The following is a 22,176-nucleotide window of genomic DNA, read 5'->3' on the forward strand; positions in this document are numbered from 1 at the left end:
AAAGTGAGTTAAGCCGCTTTAATTTGCTTGGCTTCACTAACAACCTTTGCTTCAAGCTCTTCAGGGTCAAAGTCATCAACATTGATTGACTTCATACGACCAATTTCAGCTCTTTCAAGTAAGGCCACTTCAGTATCACTTAACACACCTAAGGCTTTACCTTGTGCAGCGACTTTATCTAACCACATAAATGGTAGGCGTTTACCGGCAGCTTTACAGACTTTGTCGTATAAAGGCTCTGAAGCTAAAATATCTAATAAAGTTTGCTCTTGAATACCTACCGCATTGTGCTCTGAAGCTGTCCAGAATTGGCCTTGGCCTAAACGGTCACGACTGGCACATGGCGTTTGCATAATTTTAGACACTTTATGGTCTAATACATCGCTAGGACGTTTTAGTGGGCGACCAAATGGGAAGATAACAGCGCGAAGTGCAATGCCAAGACCCATAGGGAAGTTATCCAGTAAGTCATCTAAAGATGTTTGTAGTTTATGTAGTGAATCTTCTACAGCCCATTGAACTAACGGTAAATCTTCAGTTAAACGACCATCATCTTCATAACGCTTAAGCGTTGCAGACGCTAAATATAGCTGACTTAATAAATCACCTAAGCGTGCTGAAATACGTTCTTTACGCTTAAGGTTACCGCCAAGTGTTGCCATCGCTAAATCCGAAAGCAGGGCTAAGTTAGCACTGAAACGATTCATCTGCTGATAATAACGTTTCGTTTTATCATTATAAGGTGATTTGGTGAAGCGGCTAGAAGTAACGCCCATCCAGAAACTTCTTACAAAATTAGACATCGCAAAGCCAATATGACCGAAGATGGCAGCATCGAAGTTACTTAAGCCTTGACCCGATGTGGTATCAAAAGCAGATTCCATTTCAGCTAATACATATGGATGACAGCGAATAGCGCCTTGTCCATAAATAATCATAGAACGGGTTAAAATGTTGGCACCTTCAACGGTAATTGCAATCGGCGCTGCTTGATAACCACGACCCAAATAGTTATTTGGACCTAGACATACACCTTTACCGCCGTGAATATCCATGGCGTCGATAACACACTTTTGCATTCTATCGGTTAAATGGAATTTAACGATGGCAGAGATAACTGATGGCTTTTCACCTAGACCAATCCCCACAGTAGTTAATGAACTTACAGCATCCATCAAGTAAGCATTACCGCCAATACGTGCCATTGGCTCTTCAATACCTTCTAATTTACCGATAGGTAGTTTGAACTGACGACGAATTCGAGCGTAAGCACCTGTAGCTAATGCAGCTGTTTTAACGCCACCAGCAGAGTTTGACGGCAGGGTAATACCACGGCCTACAGAGAGACATTCAACTAGCATGCGCCAGCCTTGACCGGCCATTTCAGGGCCACCAATGATAAAGCTCAGTGGCACGAATACTTCGTTGCCACGAGTTGGACCATTTTGGAACATACAGTTCAATGGGAAGTGACGACGACCGGTTTCAACCCCTTGAATATCAGTAGGGATAAGGGCACAAGTAATACCTAAATCTTCGGTATCACCTAATAAGCTGTCAGGGTCGCGTAATTTAAATGCCAAACCTAATACTGTCGCCACTGGTGCTAAGGTAATGTAGCGTTTGTTCCATGTTAGTTTCATACCTAACACTTCTTCGCCTTCCCATTCACCTTTACAGACGATACCAAAATCAGGGATCGCGCCAGCATCACTACCAGCTTCTGGGCTAGTAAGTGCAAAACAAGGCACTTCAAGACCTTTAGCTAAACGCGGTAAATAATGATCTTGTTGTTCAGTCGTACCATAGTGTTGCAGTAACTCACCAGGGCCTAGAGAGTTTGGTACCCCAACCGTTGATGCAAGTTCACTACTCACGCCAGCTAATTTTTGCAATACACGTGACTGAGCATAAGCTGAGTATTCAAGACCACCGTATTTCTTTTTGATGATCATGGCGAAGAAGCCTTCGTCTTTTAAGTATTGCCAAACTTCTTGTGGAAGGTCAGCTAGCTCATGTGAAACCTGATGTTGGTTAACCATTTTACACACAGTTTCAACTGGGCCATCTAAAAACGCTTGCTCTTCAGCAGTTAAACGCGCTTTAGGGTAGTTATGTAATTTATTCCAGTTAGGGTTACCAGCGAATAAGTCAGCTTCCCACCAGGTTGTACCTGCTTCAATGGCTTCTTTTTCAGTGGTAGACATTTCAGGCATGATGCCTTGATATACTTTAAGCAGTGGACGTGAGATGAAATTCTGACGAAATGATTTAACATTTAAAGGTAATGCTAAAACTATATAGACAACCCAAGCTAGACTGCCAACAATATCTAATACACTACCAATTAACATTACAACTGCTGCTGCAATTGTTGCTGTTAATAACGACACCCGCAAGTAAGTTGCTGCGCCGAGTACCGCGATCATGGCGATGATCCAAATAAGTGTCTCCACTGTCTTTCTCCTTAAAAGTGTTTAATATTTAAACACCTACAAATTAATGATCCTATTCACAGAACTGACCGTGGTCTGACCTGTATCACATAAAATTAAACCTAACTGGTGCTGATTACAAGTTATTTCAAACAATTGTTTAAAATATTTTGTTTAATAAAAATGCCAATTTTTTTCTGCACTAGGTACAATATAAATTACATAATATTTTGAGTTAATTATATTTTTAAGGCGTGTTTCATGTGTGAGTTACTAGCGATGAGCGCTAATGTCCCAACGGATATTGTATTTAGTTTCACAGGCTTAGCTGAAAGAGGTGGTGTTACTGGGCCACATGTTGATGGTTGGGGGATCACTTTTTATGAAGGCAAGGGCAGCCGCACCTTTAAAGATGCTCGTCCTAGCAGTGAATCCCATGTCGCTCAGCTCATTAAATCTTATCCAATCAAAAGTGAGATTGTCGTCAGTCATATTCGTCAAGCAAACCGTGGCTGTGTTGCGCTGGAAAATACCCATCCTTTCACCCGCGAGTTATGGGGCCGATATTGGACTTATGCCCATAATGGACAGTTATCAGACTACCAAAATAAGTTTCAAGTAAATCATTTTCAGCCTGTTGGGGACACCGACAGTGAGCTGGCATTTTGCTGGATTATGGAACAGGTGTTAGGTGAGTTTGGTCATACGCCACCCGATGACATGAAACAGGTGTTTGAATTTGTAGCAACGCTGGCTGATGACATTCGAGCTTTAGGTGTTTTTAATATGATCCTAAGTGATGGTGTCGATTTAATGAGTTATTGCACTAATAATTTGTGCTTCATTACCCGCCGTGCGCCTTTTGGCAAAGCCAAATTAATCGATACTGATGTGGTTATTGATTTTAATAAAGAAACGACACCCAATGATGTCGTTACTGTGATTGCTACTCGTCCGCTGACAAAAAACGAACAGTGGCATATTTTACAGCCTGGCGAATGGAAGTTATTTAGGCAAGGCGAATTACTGATTAACAGTTAATCCAGCGTTTGCTTTAGTAACAGCTGTATCGGATTCTATTGCTTGCTGAATTTGATAATTATCTAACTGAATATCAAGCTGCTTACTACCTTTAGAAAAATGACTTAAACGCACGGGTAAGTAGTTTAATTCTGGCGCCATCCAAAAAAAGGTTTGGCGCTTTTTACTTTTTCGTACCACTTCTATTTTTACGGTTTGATAAGTGCCACTGTCTAATATCACTTGTTCTTTGCCGACAATTTTAAATTCATAATCATCAAACTCTTTTTCTTTGACCATTTTGTATTTAAGCAATTCGGGTTGGCGGTACATATCCATTCTAAATATTAATTGAGATACCAAGGGATCGTAGATATCCTCGGCAAAGGGTAATTTCTCTCTTTCGTCTTTATATATGGTGTGGATAACGCCTTGTCCAGCAGCAAAGGCGGTTTGCTCTGTGTAGTCAGATCCGGTGCCGCTACGTTTACTCATATAGCGGATGGGCTTAACCTTGCCATCTTCGAGTTTGAACTCACTATTAAGGTTACGCACATCCGATAGCATTAATAAGCTGATATCGCTATCAAAGCGATAGTTATAGTAGCCATTATCACTTTCAGGCAACTGGTAGCGAGCTTTACCGAGTTCGATACTGCCATAGAACACCCGATATTCAGCAGAGTGAGGGGTTAATGCTTTGAGGTACTCGAGGTTTTCCTTGTCATCAGAAGCGACAGCATTAGGGGCCTGAGACAATGTAATGACAATAATATTGGCTAATAAAGCGGTGAATTTTCTAATCAAAGTAATACCTACCCATGCAATATTTAAAAAGGTAACGACATGACAAGGGTTGCAATGTCAGGGCGCCATTCATATTTTGACAATGAAACCTTGCCTTGGTTCACTTCTACTCCATCTGATCTTAGTCGCTGTTGCTGATTTTGGAAATGAATAGAATTGACTTTAAAAGAAATTTTTCCTTGGCTGTTAATCACTCTATACCAAGGTAAGTTTAGGTTATCGGGGGCGTCTTTGAGTGCTTTAGACACATACCTGGCTCTACCTGGTAGCCCAGCTAAGTCAGCCACTTTACCATAAGCTAAAACATGACCTGTGGGGATCATATTTACAATAAACCAAATTCTTTGCTTTGGGCTAAGGTTTTCCATTGATGGCTTTTGATCAGGTATGGGATGATAATTTATTGTAACCCGCTTTGGTGTTGCGAGTTAAGTAGACAATAGTAAGTATTCAATAGCCAGCTTATGAGTGTTGGTTATCGCTCATGGTTGATGAGCGATACTTTTTGAGTGAGTTTATAACAGTGAGACGAAATACTGACAGGGTTAATACTGTGGATATAAAGCAGGTTTATATGACTGTTAAATAAATACACAAGAAATGAGACAAGGCGCCTGCAAGTACAAATAAATGCCAAATAGCATGATTATAAGGAATACGCTTATTGACATAAAAAATAACCCCGATGCTATAAAAAGCCCCACCTGCAAGTAATAGGTTAAAGCCTAAATCTGACATGCCTTTGATTAAATCTCCCATGATGGTGACACAAAGCCAGCCCATAACAAGATACAAAATAACACTTAGCCCTTTGAAGCGGCCAATAAATAAGGTTTTAAAAATAATACCGCCTAAGGCTAATAACCATATTGCAGTTAGTATTAGCGTAGCACTATCATTTTGAAGGCTAATTGACATTAAAGGTGTGTATGTACCAGCAATAAGCAAATAGATTGCACAGTGATCAGCCATTTTAAAGCGTTTACGCCATAAGGGGCTTTTACTGGAATGGTATAAGGTTGAGGCCAGAAAAAGCATAATAATACTTAATCCATACACAGTGATCCCGATAGTGTCAGCGATATTAAGTTGGCCATTCGCTTTTATTAGCATTGCAATTAGCGCGGCGATACCCGCAAGTACCCCTATACCATGGGTGATACTGTTAGCTAATTCCTCAATCACACCATAGTCTGACTTTGATGTAGGTGTTGGTGCTAATGTTTGATTAGCATCTAACTCAAGTGACATAGTTGCATACAACCTTGTTAAGCAATTTACATTGAGTCTACCAGCAATATTCATAATAGGCCATGACTTTAGCGTACACGTGTAAGCTTAAGTTTGACGCTATGATAACTGTCTGATTTTGTGGGGAGTCGTGTGTCATCGACATAAATTAAATGAACTTAATGGCTTTTTTATCATCTAGTTTATGGTCAGCTTGTGGTTGAAGTCTGATCTAGCACGATTTATATCCAGTGATTCAAAAGCGACAGGAGGCGCGAGTAATGAACCAAGGTGGTGATAAACATTTAACACAAGGATTGGCAGCAAACACTAATTTTGAACCGGGTGCTAGTGGAAATTCGACAGGCTTAAATGGCACACAAGTTTCACATGGACAGCTTTACATAAATGCAAGCCGCCAAGAATCTGCGGTTGAAGTGATAGATTTCTGTGATCATGTTGTGATGTTACAAACGGTGAATGCAACTAGCACTGAAGTAACTAGCACTGAAATAATGAGCACTGATGTAATTAAAGCCCAAACATTACCGCTGATCTGTGGGCTGATCGACAATCAAAATAATCAAGGTCGCTTTTTAAAACAAAATTCTGATAACGAGTTTAAAAAGATACTGACATCACCATCGAGCATTATTGTAGCAGGGCTACATGTTGTGCTGGTGTTTATGCTATTTTCCTTAGCTGATAACACCATTAGCCATTTTGTCGAGATCAGCCGTGAACAAGCCGTTAAAGCTGCGACATTTGAAAGTAACAACCAAGAAATAAAAGCCTACTTTTTAACGGCTGAGCAAATTACCCAGCTAGCTAAGACCCTGCCAAGTGAACAAGCCTTGATTGAAGAGGTCGTCAGTGAAGTCATTACCAATGAAGAAATAATCGATCAAACTATATCGAACAAACAAAGTACTAATAAGGTTGTCGATACAAGCTCAATAGCGCCTGCAGTTGCAACTAGCCCAAAAGATACTGTCAATCAAAAGGCAATTTCCCCAAAGCCTATTGACCAAAAAGATATTGACCAAAAAGCTGTTAACCAAAAGCCCATTGACTACAAGCCCATAATTGAAAAATTGCCAATAGCAGAAGCAGTGCAAGCCGAAACGCACCAGTTCGATTGGTCTTCAGTTGATAGCATGTATCTGCAGCAGCAAAAAGATAGCAGTAACGAACATCTATTTAAGCCACAATTGTTTAATGAAACCATCTCAGAGGCCAATACCATAACAAGCGACAATTTATCGGCCATCAATCAAGCTAGCCATTCCTTTATAAATAAACTCAATCAACAACAAGTTAATCAGCAAATAAGTCAGCAAGCCCATTTAGCGACTTCTGTTAGTGGTGCCAGCACCAGTGAGTTAACCCCTGAAATGGATGATATAGAGTTAATAGTAATAGAAGATAAGCGCCAACCAACTACCCTCAATCATCGTTTAGATCCAAATAGAATTGTTAAGATTGGTGAAACTTGCCATCGATTGGTGGCATTACCAACCCAAATTAACCCTTATGCCGAAGGCTTAGATTTAGGACACCCATGTGAAGGAGGCAAAACAAAAAAAGCACTAGATAACGCCATTCAACAACGCTTATCGAAACTTAAATTACCTTGAACTGATCAGACTTTCACAAAAGATTTATTTCAACAACATCAAAAATGAATAATATTTATCAAATTTATTTATCAAATTATTTCTGTGTTAATTGGGTCTTAATCGCTTGGTTGTAAATTAAATCCATATATAACAGTATTTTAACTAGTGAAATAATTTAACTCATATTCCAATTCGAAAATTGTCAAAGACTTGTATTTTATTAAATAAGCTGACTATACTGCAGCCATCTTGTCGGAGTGCCTTTATGGCTGAGACCGTTTATTCGGGATCCGTTGAACCTGATCAGGCTAGAACCTGCGAAGGAAACAAGCAGTTAATTTGCTTATTTTTACCCTACAGTCAGCAGCAATTTTATAGTGAATGGCTGCGTGGCTAGATCATAAATATTAGTGCAAAATAAAAGATAGAATTAATTAAAGCAGAGTTATTGCTGAAGTTAATTTAACCCGCCATTTGCCGATATTTAAGGTCCAAAGTTAAGGTGTAAATTCAAGTCAATTACAGAGTTAATGTTAACTCGCTCGTCATCAACAATTCTCCAGGCAAGCAACTCTATTTTTTTATTTTGAGGTTGCTTATGTCAAATCGTCGTGAAACCCGCGCTCAAGCGCAAAATTTTATTGAAACCCTAAAACCTTTACAGCACCCAAATTCTGAAAAGATCTATCTGAGCGGATCCCGCCCCGATCTGTTAGTGGGCATGCGTCAAATTCATCAAAGCGATACTATCCTTGGCGGTAGTGAAGATGCGCCCGTGACTGAAGCCAACCCAGCCATTAAAGTTTATGATTGCGCCGGTGCCTATTCAGATCCTGATGCTGAAATTAATGTCCGTTTAGGCTTAAACAAGTTTCGCCAAGCTTGGATTGAAGAGCGCGAAGATACAGAGCAACTTGATGGAGTTAGCTCTGACTTTACCCAACAGCGTTTGGTTGACGACGGTTTAGATCATTTGCGTTTTGAAGCCCTTGTTCGCCCTAAAAAAGCCAAGTCAGGCCGCCGCGTTACTCAAATGCATTACGCTCGTAAAGGCATTATCACACCTGAGATGGAATATATTGCCATTCGCGAGAATATGGCTAGAGAGCAAGTCACTGATGAGATTTTGACTCAAAAAGCCCCCGGTGAAGCTTTTGGCGCTCACATTGGCCAGCCTATTACCGCTGAATTTGTCCGTGATGAAGTTGCCCGCGGCCGCGCCATTATCCCGTTAAACATTAATCATCCAGAAGCTGAGCCAATGATCATTGGGCGTAACTTTTTAGTCAAAGTTAATGCCAATATTGGTAATTCTGCTGTGACGTCTTCAATTGAAGAAGAAGTTGAAAAGCTGGTCTGGTCAACGAGGTGGGGCGCTGACACTGTAATGGATTTGTCTACGGGGCGCTATATCCATGAAACCCGTGAATGGGTCATTCGAAACTCTCCTGTCCCCATTGGTACAGTGCCCATCTATCAAGCGTTAGAAAAAGTAAATGGTGTCGCTGAAGACCTAAATTGGGACATTTTCAAAGATACCTTGATTGAACAGGCAGAGCAGGGCGTCGATTACTTTACCATCCATGCTGGGGTACTGCTGCGTTATGTACCAATGACGGCAAAACGTCTTACTGGCATCGTTTCTCGTGGTGGTTCCATCATGGCAAAGTGGTGTTTAAGTCACCATAAAGAAAGTTTTTTGTATGAGCACTTTAGAGAGATTTGCGAAATCTGCGCTGCCTACGATGTGTCATTGTCATTAGGCGATGGTATGCGGCCCGGCAGTATTGCCGATGCCAATGATGAAGCGCAATTTGCTGAATTAGAAACCTTAGGCGAGCTGGTTAACATTGCTTGGGAAAATGATGTGCAAACCATCATTGAAGGCCCAGGCCATGTACCGATGCAGCTCATTAAAGTGAATATGGAAAAGCAGCTTGCCCATTGTGATGAAGCGCCTTTTTACACACTTGGCCCACAAACCACCGATATTGCGCCAGGTTATGATCACTTCACCTCAGGGATTGGGGCGGCCATGATGGCTTGGTATGGCGTGGCCATGCTGTGCTATGTCACTCCTAAAGAGCATTTGGGTTTACCGAATAAAGAAGACGTTAAACAAGGACTTATCGCTTATAAAATTGCAGCTCATGCTGCCGATGTGGCTAAAGGTCACCCTGGTGCGCAAATTCGTGATAATGCCTTATCAAAAGCAAGGTTCGAATTTCGCTGGGAAGATCAATATAACTTAGGCTTAGACCCAGATACCGCAAGGGCTTATCACGATGAGTCGTTACCCCAAGAGTCTGCCAAAGTCGCGCATTTTTGTTCTATGTGTGGGCCAAAGTTTTGCTCAATGAAAATCACTCAAGAAGTGCGTGAATACGCTGCAAAGCAAGCGCGTGATCAGTTACAAAAGGTGAACGTGCTTGACGCTAGCGAATTTAAACACCTGCAGGCACACTCTAATCACAATGTTAATTCCGTAGACGCAAGTGCAGATATAAGCGTTAGTAGCGGTGTAGATATTCAATCAGCCATGGCACAAAAGTCAGCTGAATTTAAAGCCACAGGCTATGCTATTTCTCATCCGTTATCCTCTAAGCCAGACACAGCAACAAGCGCAGATTTAGCTGTTAAGACCACTGCTGAATTAGAGGCTTAACCATGAATGTTTCACAACCACATAGCTTAGAAACCATGTCGCCCATCGTCTGGACTATTGCCGGTTCAGATAGTGGTGGCGGCGCCGGCATACAGGCAGATTTAGCAACTATAAATGACTTACAGTGTTTTGGCTGCAGCACAATTACCACTGTTACTGCGCAAAATTCGGTGGCTGTAACACTAGTCGAGGCTGTGTCAGAATCCATCTTATTGGCTCAGCTAAATACACTTGCTAGCGATTTAGCGCCAGCAGCCATAAAAATTGGCTTAATTGCCAATCAACAACAATTGGTACTCATTGCTAATTGGTTAAAGACATTTAAAAGTCAGAGTTTAGCTAACCAGCTGATCCCGATTATTTTAGATCCTGTCATGGTTGCCAGTAGTGGTGATAGCTTAAATGAGCGCGCAAAAAAGCCGTTAGATTTTAGCCCTTTTAAAGGTCTAATTAGCTTAATTACCCCTAATGTTAGGGAGTTACACACGCTGACTGATACTAACAGCGTGGCATTTGAACCTCAGTGCACAATTAAAAGCCAAAGCCTAGACTCAAGTGATGGTTTTTATAGTGCGGCAGTGCAACTGGTTAAACAGCTTCATTGTCATGTGCTCGCCAAAGGCGGTGATGCAGTATGGCAACAAACCAAAGCCAATGATTTGTTCATTTGCCGTAAAGTTCACGGCGTGAGTGACGCCCATCAATATCAAGCTTATTGGCTTAATAGCGAGCGAGTTAATACAAGTAATAACCATGGCACAGGTTGCACCTTATCCACTGCGATAGCATGCTTTTTAGCCCATAACTATGTACTTCATGATGCCGTTGTGATGGCAAAAGCATATGTACTCAAGGGATTAGTGTGCAGTGAATCATTTGGTAAAGGCGCAGGGCCAGTGGCAAAAACCGCTTGGCCTGATGAAATACAATACTACCCTGAAATTACTGCCGTAAGTGGCGCTGAAATTAACAATTTAGGCAAAACACAGCAAGAATTAGCTGCTGGTGGAAAGTTTAGCAATGGATTAATAAATACAGCTCAGGGCTACCTAGATTGCCGCTTTCCTGCGCTGCATAAGGGCATTGGTGTTTATCCGGTTGTGGATGACGTGACTATGCTGCAAAGTGTGTTAGAAGCCAATTGCACCACAGTGCAGCTGCGAATTAAAGCTAATGCTGTCAATGAGGTCTCTAATGATGCTCAGCAAACCAAACTAGTACAAGATATTAGCCGCGCAATAGCTCTGGGTAAGCAATATAACGCCCAAGTGTTTATTAACGATCATTGGCAACTGGCAATACAGCTTGGTGCATTCGGGGTTCATTTAGGTCAAGAAGACCTTGAGTTAGCTGACTTAAATGAAATTTCAGCGGCAGGGCTAGCCCTTGGGTTATCTAGCCACAGCGTATTTGAAATTCTATTAGCTCAGCAATTAAATCCATCCTATATCGCCTTAGGGCATATTTTCCCAACGACCACTAAGGTGATGCCGTCAAAGCCTCAAGGCTTAGCAAAATTAGCACGCTACAGTGCATTACTTAACAACGTATGCCCAACCGTGGCCATCGGTGGTATTGATGCAAGTGTTATAACGGATATCAAAGCCACTGGGGTTGATAGTTTTGCCGTGGTAAGAGCCATTACTGAAGCAGAAAACCCTGCCAAGGCTTATTCATTGTTAGAGCAGCAATGGCATCTAGCGGCTGCACAACAACCTCAGCAACAACCTCAGCAACAGCCAAGGCAATCACATGTAAAATCCCACAAGCCATCAGTGAAACTACAGCAGTGTGAGCCAGTGTCATGACGATTACACAACAGCGTCAAGCTAATAAGAGTGGGCTCACTTCCAAGCAGTTTATCAAGTATGCCAGTCATATTTTACTGACTGATATGGGTGAGCTTGGTCAGCTTAAATTACTTAATAGCCGGCTACTGATCATCGGAATCGGTGGTTTAGGTCACAGTGTTGCCCAGCAATTGGCCGCCGCGGGAGTTGGAGAACTGATATTGATGGATCATGACAAGGTGGAGCTTTCAAATCTGTCGCGGCAATTACTTTTTAACGAACAAGATATTGGTTTAAGCAAAGCGCTACTTGCCAAAGATAAGTTAGCAGCAGCCTATGAAGACGTAAATATCATGGCAATTGAGCAGGCCTTTGGTGCTCATACGGAAGGCGCTGATACAGATGGTGCAAAATTAGTTGAATCTGTCGATCTGGTGTTTGATTGCACTGACAACTTTACTAGCCGCTTAATGATTAATGAAGTTTGTGTTCGTCACGCTACAGGGCTAATTAGCGCAGCGATTTCCGCTAATGATGGGCAATTATTTTGCAGCTCAACTGACTATCCGCAAAGGGGCTGTTATCAATGCCTGTACCCACAAGATACTCATGTTTCACAAACATGTGTATCAATGGGGGTTAACACTGCTGCTGTTCAAACGGTTGCATCAATGCAAAGTTTATTGGGGCTAAATTGGTTAACAGCCGATGACTTAGGCAAAGGCCAGCTAGCGGGTAAGTTACATGTGTTTAATGCTAAAAGCTTGCAATGGCAGATTATACAAATGAATCAAGACCCTAAATGTAGTTGTTGTAGCGCAGCTATTACAGCGTCAACAAATGACGTCAACTCATGCAGATAACTTTACCGCAAAAGGATTAAACATGATTGAAATTGAATTTAATGGCCAACCAGAGCAGTTGCAACAAGCGCCAAGCTTATTAGCGCTAATAGAGTCTAAACAACTTAATCCCAAAGCACTGGCATTAGTGCTCAATCAACAAGTTGTACCAAGAAGTCGCTGGCAGGCCATTCAATGCCAGCCTAATGATAAAGTAGACGTCTTTTCAGCTGTAGCAGGGGGGTGATTATGTTAGCCATAGCCGGACATCAATTTGAGTCTCGTTTATTTACAGGTACAGGAAAGTTTAGCGATGCTAACACTATGCTAGCTGCCATTGAGGCCTCTAACTCACAATTAGTGACCCTCGCAATGAAGCGTATTGATCATAGTAAAGACTATGATGACTTGTTGACGCCATTACAGCAAATGGGAGTTAAGTTATTACCCAATACTGCAGGGGCAAGAACCGCTAAAGAAGCTATTTTTGCAGCAGAACTTGCCAGTGAAATGCTTGGCACAAAGTGGATCAAACTTGAAATCCATCCAGATCCGAAATACTTGATGCCAGATGCTATTGAAACCCTTAAAGCTGCCGAAGTCTTGTGTAAAAAAGGCTTTATTGTGTTGCCTTATGTTCATGCAGATCCTGTGCTGTGTTACCGGCTAGAGGAAGTGGGCTGCGCCGCTGTGATGCCGTTAGGCAGTCCTATCGGCAGTAATCAAGGTTTAGCCACTGAGCCTTTTTTAGAGATGATCATTGAGCAAGCTAATGTGCCGGTGGTTGTTGATGCTGGGATTGGCGCACCTTCGCAAGCTAGCCGAGCAATGGAGCTGGGCGCAGATGCCGTGCTAGTCAATACTGCGATTGCCAGTAGTCAATCTCCCATAGTGATGGCGCGGTGTTTTGATTTTGCGGTTAGAACCGGTCGTGATGCCTATACCGCCGGACTTGGCAGTGTTACCAAACAGGCAGAACATACTAGCCCGCTGACGCAATTTTTACATCTGTAAGCCAGATTATTCCCTTACTGGTGAATGATTTGGTTTGAGTAATTTAACTTTGAATGCGGTTGGTTCAACAAATTAAGTTAATAGAGTGGCGCACCATGAGTTTTGTCGAGCAATTTAAACAGCTAGATTTAATCGATTTATCAATGCGGATTAATAGCAGCACTGAAGCTGATGTGCAACAAGCATTACAGCGTCCCCAAGGTCATATTGACAGTTTAACCGCGCTTTTATCGCCTGCTGCATTACCTTTTTTAGAAACGATGGCGCAGCGGGCATATCAGATAACCCGGCAACGCTTTGGGGCTAATATTGGTTTATACCTGCCATTGTATTTATCTAACTTGTGCGCAAATGAGTGTGACTATTGCGGTTTTTCTATGAGTAATAAACTCAAACGAAAAACCTTAACAGAGACCGAATTATTAGCTGAAATTCAAATCATTAAACAGCGAGGTTTTGATTCAATATTACTGGTTTCTGGAGAACATGAAACCAAAGTAGGCATTGAATACTTTAAAACCATCTTGCCACTGGTAAAACAGCATTTCAGTTATGTAGCAATCGAAGTACAGCCTTTGGCGCAAGATGAATACGCCCAGCTGGTGGGGTTAGGGCTCGATGCTGTGATGGTATATCAAGAAACTTATCATCGCCAAACCTATGCCAAGCATCATACCAGAGGTAAAAAACAAGACTTTACTTATCGGCTCACTACACCAGAAAGGGTCGCGGCGGCTGGGGTTGATAAAGTGGGATTAGGGGTATTGCTCGGATTAGACAGTTGGCGCGTAGATGCGTTATTAATGGGCTATCATTTGGCCTATTTAGAAAAACATCACTGGCGCAGTCGTTACAGTATTTCTTTACCGAGATTAAGACCGTGTACCGGTGGAATTAGTCCTAAAGTCGAATTAACTGATGTGGGCTTAGTGCAATTGATCTGTGCGTTTCGATTGTTTAACCCCCAGCTTGAAATTAGTTTATCTACCAGAGAAACCCAGCAGTTACGTAACAACTTATTGCCTTTAGGGGTGACTCATATCAGCGCTGGGAGCTCAACCCAACCTGGTGGTTATCAAAATCCCAACACCCAGTTGGATCAATTTGAAATCTCAGATGAGCGCAGCGCGGTGCAAATGGTGCAGCAAATACAAAAGTCAGGGCTTAACCCAGTATGGAAAGATTGGGAGACAAACTGGTATTAGTTTTTAAATTGGTATGCATTTTATCACGACTATTCAATGTGATATAACTTGCTATTAGGTTGTTTCAAAAGGAGTTGTATCATGGAAATAGCATCAAGTTTTACCCTCGGTGTTCAAGGACTGCAACAGGCGCACAATGATTTAGCGCAGGCGACCACGGCGGTAGCCATCCCAGAAACGCTAAGTTCTGCCTCACTAATAACTGCAGATAGCGTCACGCTTAGCTCGCAAGCAGCGGCCCTGATTGATGCTCAGCAAGCTATTTCTCACGCCGAGGTTGCAGTAGATGTGATAAATGTCTGGTCTGAAAACATTGGCACCATAATCGATGTCTCAGTGTAGAACTCAATGTAACTTGAGCTGGCATTAATGACTTTGAGTATCATTAAAGCTAAATAAATCAGATATCTATCAAGGCTTGTTTTGGTCAATATCGTGCTGTAATAAAATTAAAGATTCTAACAATTTACTGGCAGGCCCCTGATTATCTCGGTTAGGGATAACCAAAGTTAATGCAATTTTACGACTTTTACTGCCTTTAAGAATAAGCCTGGCGAGCTTACCTTGGCGAATATCATCCTCGACCAAATAAGCGGGCGCCCAACAAAAGCCAATGCCACTTTGTAACACGTTTTTTGCTTCGTGAAAGTTTGATACTGTCCAGCGCTGCTCTGACTTTAACCAACCAGTATCTACTGATTTTTCAGTTGCAGTGTCTTTAATGACCACTTGTAAGTGCTGCGCCAGCTCTGTTTCATCGGCAACAATACCGCACTGGGTTAATGGATGAGTCGGACTGCATACAAGGTATAAGTCTGACTCACACAGGAACTCGGCAATATGGCCTTTTGCAGGAATACCGCAAATAGCGATATCGGCGATGTTATTGTCAATTAATTCTTGTGTGCCTGTGATCACCGAGTCAATGACAGTCACTCGGGTCCCACGGCTATCGGGCCAAAAGGCTTTTAAGGCGTCCACAAGAAATTGCATTGGATAGATGATTTCGCGGGCAATGGTCAAGTTGGGCTCCCAGCCTTGTCCTAAATTGCTCGCAAGTTGCTCAAGTTCATCAACGGTTTGGGTTAAGTGACGTGAGCGCCTGAGTAGTACTTCACCTTGCTGCGTTAGGTAAGCTTTGCGTCCCTTTACTTCAAGTAATTGAATCCCAAGTTGGTTTTGTAGTTTAGCCACAGCGTGATTGAGCGAAGATTGGCTTTTATTCAGCTTTTCTGCTGCTTGGGCGTAACCACCAAAGTCCACTACAGATTGAATAATTCGCCATTGCTCAAGTGTGGATTTTGCTCTATTCATACAAAACTCATTAGTTTACAGGTCAATATTAAAAAGAGCGTATCACACAGTGATACGCTCTTGAAGGCAATCGAGAACGCGCTTAATTACTTAGCGCTAGGTTTCTCTTTTGTATTGCTGTTAGTTTTACTGAGATCTTTAGGCGTCACTTGCACCGGCAAATACTTTTTCGTCGCTTTTATTTCAGCAAGGTAAGGGCCTTTATGCAGCTTCTCTGGCCAATCAAGAAGCATCATCGCCAATACATTGCGGTGTTCGCCTGACACCATATTGGGATTACCACGAGGTGACGGGATCAGTTGATACTCAGGGATAAATGACGCCGCAATATGGTTTTGAGTCTTTTTAACCACAGGATGGTTTGGCTGACCCGCTAATAAAAAGCTAATGCCGACTTCTGAAATAATGTCATCGGTTGCATCAGTTAAGATCCTATCAATGTTGTTATTAAAGAAATCTAAAATCCATTGATAATCTTTGGCGTTAACTTGCTCTTGGTAATAACCACTAGAGGCAAAAATAAAGTGTGTCATACCATATAGCTTGTTTCGGTACTGCTTTTTATCAAGATTGTTGTCTTTATCGTCAGGATAAGTCTCGATGAACGCTTGTTTATATACCTCGACATAATCCCCCACATTTAGCTGTTTAGCCCAGTAAACATAATTCACTAACTGCGCGGCCCATGATGTGATCATTTTAGGATCAGTCAAAGCTGGGGTTAAATCATAGGCTTTTAAGCCTTTAATCATTTGCTCATGACATGGCCCCATGAAACCCAGTTCATCGGTGCGACTGGCATAGCGCAATAAAATATCGCTATAGAAAATAAACTCTGGAAACGGCTTAAGGGCTTTTTTACGCGCTTTAGCACGAGGACCCTTACCTAACACGCTAATAGCTTGTTCGGCTTCATCTTCAATAAAATTAGGTTTATCCATATTACAGGCAAAGTAGTTTTGTCTTTCTGTAATGGTGATCAAATCAATTAAAGCGGCATTAGCGTACTTTTCATCACCAGTCATGCGATACATACGTAAACCATAATGCCCTTGAATTCGAGGTGGCAAGGAATACATATTTTGTTCAAGGTTAAGCTGAATTGCGCTTCGAACTTGCTGGTGAGTTAATTGATGGTTATCTCTGGTTTCAGCAAAGCTGCTGGCACAAGTAAGTAGCAACGAAAAGCTGATTAAACTGGTTAAGGATTTAAATTTTCGAATTGCCAACATTAAAGGCTCTCCTGATGATTGATGATGGATCAGTCGGTGGATTAAGTATAATGCTCATTTGTTGGATTAGGGATAAATTATCTTCATTAACTACCAAAATATCAAAAACTTGGCGATTTGTTATTGAAGCGTTAGTGTCTGTATTAATCAAATTAACTAAATTTTGTTGCCAAAGTGGGTGATAGTAATCGAGCCCTTCATTAGCTATGCCGTTAAAGCTATAGGCCATATTTTTTGCATCCGGCCATTGTTGATTAAAACTCGCCTGAAAAGCCTGATTGATGGCGCTATTTAGTTGTTGATTATTTATATCATCCCCTTGCTGCTCAGAGTTTAAATAATACCAAGCGACTTTGCTGCGAAATACCCTAAGTTGCTGTCGATAAGACTCAGCAAATTGCTCTCTCGCTGAAGGGGTTAAATAGGCTAATTGGTGTTGTAGATGACTGCTTAACCAATAATAACCTAATAAATAATTATCTGTTGATACTCCAAGCTTATTTACCAAATAGAATTGGCTGCCTCGAGTCATAGCAGTAATGGCCTCGCTGAGGCTTTTCACCAGTTGCATTGCTTGGCGCCGATTAGATAAATATTTTGGAAAAACCACGCTCGCTTGGGCAAATTGCTGACCGATCACCGGATACCTAATGATATTCGCCATCGAATGCTTACTTGTATGGATATAGAGTTCACCAACTAAACGCTGCTGATGCCACAAGCGATAAGTTGTAATTGGTTCTGATGGTTCATTGACCGTTGCAGTGCCATTGCCAGTACTTGCGGTGGTATTGGTTTCATTAGTGGACGACATATCAGCTTGCACTTGGAGGGGAATCGCTTCGAATTCAAGCCCCAGAGGCGTTAATACATCGACAACTTGCTGAAATAAATCACTACTGTTTTTGGGGCCAAGATAAGGGGTATTTTTTATCTGACTAAGGGTTTTACCGATATTCCAAGGCGCTGTATTAATATTATTGGTTTGGCTTTCTAAGAAGGATAATAACAGCTGATTTGTTAATAACGGCTTTGTTGATAATGATTGGGTTGCCTGTAATGGCGCGCTTTGGGCTTCAGCTGAAGCAATGCTGGGCTCAGGCGCTGAAACTTGCTGCTTAATGGTTTTAATTGTCGCTAATAACTGCTGATTTTTACTTTTTGCCCGTGCTTGATAGGCCTGCCAAGTGGTTTTTCGGCATTGCTCATCTGGTTGTAAAAGTAAGTATTTGGCTAAACTGATCTCAAAAGCAGAGTTTGTATCATCGCGGTTGGTATCTAACTGGCATTGTGCGTTATTAAATACCAATTTCAAATTACTATTACTAAGGTTTCGTCTTATCGTTGCCTGTGCATTGTGTAACTGTGATTTGGTATCGATATCAAGTTGGGCTAGTGTAATCGCGTTAATTTTATTGGCTAATAAAGAGTAGGGCATGTGGCTATCTTCAAGCTCAGCGATAAAACTGGATAATTGAGGCGCTGTTAACAATGCTGATAATTCATCAGCTAAATGTAATTGGCACATTAATAGCCCTTCACGCTGGTTATGAGTGGCTAAGTGGCGGTAGTAATTTAAACGGTCGTTAAAATTGTTAAAGCCTAAGGTTAATTGCTCAAACTGTAATGTTTGGTAAGGGGTTGTTTGCTTTAAATCTAGGGATGCTAAAGACGGTTTGTATTGCAAACATTGTTGCACAAACAGCTGAAGAGGATTGGCAACTGCTTGCGCAGTTGCCAATAAACTAAAAGTTAGGATTACTACAGAAATGCTTTTTGGCATAAGCCACACGTTCTTCCACTGAAACGGCAGGGCCTTTGATAGACTCAACATGTTGCAAGCGTTGTAAAATCCCTCTACCGTTTGCGGTTTGAATTGCAAGTCCTGGTCGAGCATTTAGCTCCAGTAGTAATGGACCTCGCTGCTTATCCAAAACCATATCGGTTCCTAAATAACCCAGTTCACACATTTCATAGGCACTGGATGCGGTATGAAGCAGGGTGTCCCAGTTTGGGACTTGAATTTGTGACAATTCAAATTGAGTATCAGGATGCTTTAAAACAGGTTCATCAAATTGAACAGCAAACAAACTTTTGCCTGTAGCAATATCTAAACCGACACCGACAGCGCCTTGGTGCAAATTAGCTTTGCCATCAGAAGCAGCTGTTGAGCAGCGTAGCATGCCCATTACTGGATAGCCTTTAAACACGATTAAGCGGATATCAGGCACGCCTTCGTAACTAAAACCATCAAAAACCGGATCGAACTCAATCAAGCCTTCAACAATGGCGACATCAGGGGTGCCGCCTAAAGAAAACAACCCACTTAAGATGTTGGAGACATGGCGATAAACTTCAGTCGGCGTCACTTCATCGCCATTAGGTTTATAATAGCGACCGCCTTCCACTTTAGTGATCACCAAAATCCCTTTACCGCCAGAACCTTTTGCTGGCTTTATCACAAAGCCAGTACGGTCGATGACCATTTGCGGAATATCATTGATTTTGTGCTGCTCTTCAACAACACCAATCAAGTCAGGTACGGCAATACCATTGGCTAAAGCTAATTGCTTGGTAATCAGCTTGTCATCCACGCGTTTGTAATATTTACGAGGATTATATTTTCCAATGTAATCGATATTACGCTTATTCATATTTAATACGCCTTTGCGGCGCAGCTCCCAAGGCCAGGCAAAGTTCATTACTGATCTCCAGCCAAAGGTTTAAAGCGTTTAAGCTCTGTGAGACGGTAGCCAGTGTATTGGCCCATCACTAACACCATTGCTAAAATCACTAAGTGAATACCTAAGAAGTTAAATACCCAATATTGGATCCAACTGTTACTCATAGCAAGGTAGGCTAAAGTGGCGACAAACAAGCTACCACCGCCGGCCATCACTACCGCTTTAGGGCCTTCTTCTTCCCATAAAATTGACATACGTTCAATGGTCCATGCCAAAATGATCATCGGGAAGAAGGTAATGGTTAAGCCTTCACTTAATCCCACTTTATAGGAAATAAGCGTAAACAAGCCAATTATAAATATCACTACAATAATGACCGCGGATATTCGGGATATGAGCAATAAGTTAAGTTGCGATAAATAGGAGCGGATCATCAAACCAAAGGCGACAATTAACAAGAAGCCAATTAAGCCGGTCAATAATGTGGTTTGAATAAAGGCTAATGCAATCAGTACCGGCATAAAGGTACCTGATGTCTTGATACCGATAATCACTCTTAAGAACACCACCACAAGCACGCCAATTGGGATCAATAAAATCCCTTTGAAGGTACTTTGTTCTTCTAGTGGTAATTGGTACAAAGAAAAATCCAGTGCATCTGAGTTTTTCATCATATCGATAGAGGTTGCCAGTGCTGAGCGTGTTTCTTGCAACATTGAAAAGTTAACTTGCGAGTTACTGCCACCAACAACATCTAACACCGATTGGTTATTGTGTTGCCATAAAACCAAGTTATCAGGACGGCCTTGTTTGTTGCCTTCAACATCAAATAAAACCCATTCACCATTATGATAAACCTGCACATAAGGATTGAGTTGCTGACGACGACGTTGGTCTTCTAGCATTAGACCACTCACTTGTTTTGCAGGAACGCCTTTAGAGTGCAGCATTTGCAAAAACAACTGGGTACGAGTGTTAACTGATAATAACAGTGCTAAATTCTGCGATTGATTAGTGTCGTTAATCACTGACATTAACTGCTGTGCGTAAGAAAGGTTATTAGCACTGCGCTGCCATACATCGTTCATGATTTGGTCAGCGGCGCCTTTTTCAGTGACTTGCCATAAAAAGGGTTCTGGTGTTTCAGGTACTTCATCTTGGGTGACGTCAAGTTGACCTGTCGGTACCAGTGTTACACGGTAATATAAGGATTGACGTCCAGAGGATTCACGAATTGACCAAACTGCTCTTCTGTCAGCCCCTTCTGAGATATTTAGACCATATCCCGGTGAGGTAGCATTTTCTGAAAGTACATCAAATGCAGGATCTTGTGGCAAAGAGAGTGATACTTCGGTTGGGTTATTATTACCATTAAACATCACTTTTGCTTCCACTGACCAGCTTTGAACCTGCTGACCAGGAAGGAAAGGGACGTTGTGTTCAACGCTGCGATAAATACTGGCTGCAGTACCGAATATAAATAATAACGCGACGAAGATAAAAAACGGTTTACGTGAATGCATTAGAAGTCCTATTTAACTTTTGTCGTTATTTGTTTGTCTTTTTTTCCATGAATATAGCTCTGGCCGACATCGACTACAGCAATATCTTTCATAAATTTACGACCAAGTAGTAAGGGATAATCTAAATGGCTACGATCGGTTAAGTTTAAGTCAGTTTCAGCGGCGTATTTACCAATTTGCAGGTGGGCATGAATAACGGGGCGGCGATCATCAGGTTGTTCTGCATCTTGTTTAATGCGCACAAAACGTTCAACTTTATGTTCAAAAGTATCCCCAGGTTGATCCTCTCCATTGATCATTACATCGAAGCGAACCCATTGAACGCCATTACGTTCAAATAACACAATATTGCGGGCATCTAATGATGACGATTCAGCGCCAGTATCAATACGCGTTGCAAAAGCGGCTTTTAATTCGTCAATAAAAACACTTTCTACTTCACCCAGAACAAACTTATCGGTTATTGCTGACTCAGGACACTGAGGTGGTTCATTTAATTGCGCTAATGCAACGGCATCAGCATCCATTTTTTCAGATTGTTTGGTAAGAGTATCGGTGATTTGTAACCTTAATTGTTGTACTTCTTCGTTTAAGGCAACAATTTCAGGTGTGGCGCTAATACATTGGCTATTAATCGCTTCAATAATAGCGGCCTGAGAACTGGCTAAATTTGAAGTAAACTCTTCACTACCAACCGGAGTTACTTTTTCTGTTGAAGCACAGCCGGTGATTAACGCGGCTGTACAAGATAAAATAAATACCTGCTTTAACATGATAATTCCTGTTATTTTAATAA

General features: G+C 41.7%; 19 protein-coding genes and 1 riboswitch. Of the genes, 9 read left to right on the plus strand and 10 right to left on the minus strand.

Annotated elements, in window-relative coordinates; genetic code table 11:
- Window positions 1-8: 8 nt before the first annotated feature.
- Window positions 9-2,456: an acyl-CoA dehydrogenase FadE gene (gene fadE, locus AB4140_RS16510; protein ID WP_372001789.1), complete on the minus strand. Its 2,448-nt coding sequence runs from the start codon at window positions 2,454-2,456 to the stop codon at window positions 9-11.
- Between the two features lie 240 nt (window positions 2,457-2,696).
- Between fadE and AB4140_RS16515 the strand changes: the two genes are divergently transcribed.
- Window positions 2,697-3,476 (plus strand): class II glutamine amidotransferase, encoded by a 780-nt coding sequence (locus AB4140_RS16515; protein WP_102437174.1) that lies wholly within the window; start codon window positions 2,697-2,699, stop codon window positions 3,474-3,476.
- Here the strand turns inward: AB4140_RS16515 and AB4140_RS16520 are convergent.
- The 3 genes from AB4140_RS16520 to AB4140_RS16530 form a co-directional block, all read right to left on the minus strand.
- Window positions 3,459-4,262 (minus strand): DUF3108 domain-containing protein, encoded by an 804-nt coding sequence (locus AB4140_RS16520; RefSeq protein ID WP_241901099.1) that lies wholly within the window; start codon window positions 4,260-4,262, stop codon window positions 3,459-3,461. The two genes, AB4140_RS16515 and AB4140_RS16520, sit on opposite strands and share 18 nt — an antisense overlap.
- Window positions 4,263-4,285: 23 nt before the next feature.
- Window positions 4,286-4,630, minus strand: coding sequence for an MGMT family protein (locus tag AB4140_RS16525; protein ID WP_102437176.1), 345 nt, complete (start codon window positions 4,628-4,630; stop codon window positions 4,286-4,288).
- 202 nt (window positions 4,631-4,832) lie between these two features.
- Window positions 4,833-5,513 (minus strand): hemolysin III family protein, encoded by a 681-nt coding sequence (locus tag AB4140_RS16530; protein ID WP_102475510.1) that lies wholly within the window; start codon window positions 5,511-5,513, stop codon window positions 4,833-4,835.
- A 260-nt stretch (window positions 5,514-5,773) separates the two neighbouring features.
- Here AB4140_RS16530 and AB4140_RS16535 point away from each other — a divergent pair, with 260 nt between their 5' ends.
- From AB4140_RS16535 to AB4140_RS16570, 8 genes are all read left to right on the plus strand, one after another.
- Window positions 5,774-7,129 carry a hypothetical protein gene (locus tag AB4140_RS16535; protein WP_372001792.1) on the plus strand — a complete coding sequence of 452 codons (1,356 nt, stop codon included), beginning with the start codon at window positions 5,774-5,776 and terminating at the stop codon, window positions 7,127-7,129.
- Window positions 7,130-7,354: 225 nt separating this feature from the next.
- A riboswitch (TPP riboswitch) is annotated at window positions 7,355-7,454 on the plus strand.
- A 255-nt stretch (window positions 7,455-7,709) separates the two neighbouring features.
- Complete coding sequence (thiC, locus tag AB4140_RS16540; RefSeq protein WP_372001794.1) at window positions 7,710-9,776, plus strand: phosphomethylpyrimidine synthase ThiC; 2,067 nt, start codon at window positions 7,710-7,712, stop codon at window positions 9,774-9,776.
- A 2-nt stretch (window positions 9,777-9,778) separates the two neighbouring features.
- The gene (thiE, locus tag AB4140_RS16545; protein WP_372001796.1) at window positions 9,779-11,584 is read left to right on the plus strand and encodes a thiamine phosphate synthase; all 1,806 of its coding nucleotides are present in this window, start codon (window positions 9,779-9,781) and stop codon (window positions 11,582-11,584) included.
- Window positions 11,581-12,429, plus strand: a complete 849-nt coding sequence (locus AB4140_RS16550) for a HesA/MoeB/ThiF family protein (RefSeq protein ID WP_303414026.1) — start codon at window positions 11,581-11,583, stop codon at window positions 12,427-12,429. The genes thiE and AB4140_RS16550 overlap by 4 nt, the downstream gene beginning before the upstream one ends.
- A 22-nt stretch (window positions 12,430-12,451) precedes the next feature.
- Window positions 12,452-12,655, plus strand: coding sequence for a sulfur carrier protein ThiS (gene thiS, locus AB4140_RS16555; RefSeq protein WP_102437188.1), 204 nt, complete (start codon window positions 12,452-12,454; stop codon window positions 12,653-12,655).
- A 2-nt stretch (window positions 12,656-12,657) separates the two neighbouring features.
- Window positions 12,658-13,422: a thiazole synthase gene (locus AB4140_RS16560; protein ID WP_372001798.1), complete on the plus strand. Its 765-nt coding sequence runs from the start codon at window positions 12,658-12,660 to the stop codon at window positions 13,420-13,422.
- A gap of 95 nt (window positions 13,423-13,517) precedes the next feature.
- Window positions 13,518-14,627, plus strand: a complete 1,110-nt coding sequence (gene thiH / locus AB4140_RS16565) for a 2-iminoacetate synthase ThiH (protein ID WP_102531837.1) — start codon at window positions 13,518-13,520, stop codon at window positions 14,625-14,627.
- A gap of 81 nt (window positions 14,628-14,708) precedes the next feature.
- Complete coding sequence (locus tag AB4140_RS16570; RefSeq protein WP_372001800.1) at window positions 14,709-14,969, plus strand: chemotaxis protein; 261 nt, start codon at window positions 14,709-14,711, stop codon at window positions 14,967-14,969.
- A gap of 69 nt (window positions 14,970-15,038) precedes the next feature.
- Here the strand turns inward: AB4140_RS16570 and AB4140_RS16575 are convergent, their stop codons facing one another.
- The 6 genes from AB4140_RS16575 to AB4140_RS16600 form a co-directional block, all read right to left on the minus strand.
- Window positions 15,039-15,941, minus strand: a complete 903-nt coding sequence (locus AB4140_RS16575) for a LysR family transcriptional regulator (protein ID WP_102437194.1) — start codon at window positions 15,939-15,941, stop codon at window positions 15,039-15,041.
- Window positions 15,942-16,027: 86 nt separating this feature from the next.
- Window positions 16,028-17,173: a DUF3541 domain-containing protein gene (locus tag AB4140_RS16580; protein WP_372001802.1), complete on the minus strand. Its 1,146-nt coding sequence runs from the start codon at window positions 17,171-17,173 to the stop codon at window positions 16,028-16,030.
- Window positions 17,151-18,956, minus strand: a complete 1,806-nt coding sequence (locus tag AB4140_RS16585) for a hypothetical protein (protein WP_102475515.1) — start codon at window positions 18,954-18,956, stop codon at window positions 17,151-17,153. Before AB4140_RS16585 ends, AB4140_RS16580 begins: the two co-directional genes overlap by 23 nt.
- Window positions 18,919-19,875: an alpha-L-glutamate ligase-like protein gene (locus AB4140_RS16590; protein ID WP_076536381.1), complete on the minus strand. Its 957-nt coding sequence runs from the start codon at window positions 19,873-19,875 to the stop codon at window positions 18,919-18,921. The genes AB4140_RS16585 and AB4140_RS16590 overlap by 38 nt, the downstream gene beginning before the upstream one ends.
- Window positions 19,875-21,380: an inactive transglutaminase family protein gene (locus AB4140_RS16595; protein WP_102437200.1), complete on the minus strand. Its 1,506-nt coding sequence runs from the start codon at window positions 21,378-21,380 to the stop codon at window positions 19,875-19,877. Before AB4140_RS16595 ends, AB4140_RS16590 begins: the two co-directional genes overlap by 1 nt.
- Window positions 21,381-21,388: 8 nt before the next feature.
- Window positions 21,389-22,153 (minus strand): ATP-dependent zinc protease, encoded by a 765-nt coding sequence (locus AB4140_RS16600; RefSeq protein ID WP_102437202.1) that lies wholly within the window; start codon window positions 22,151-22,153, stop codon window positions 21,389-21,391.
- Window positions 22,154-22,176 lie beyond the last annotated feature (23 nt).

This window comes from Shewanella sp. 10N.286.51.B2, assembly GCF_041469265.1.
GTDB lineage: Bacteria > Pseudomonadota > Gammaproteobacteria > Enterobacterales > Shewanellaceae > Shewanella.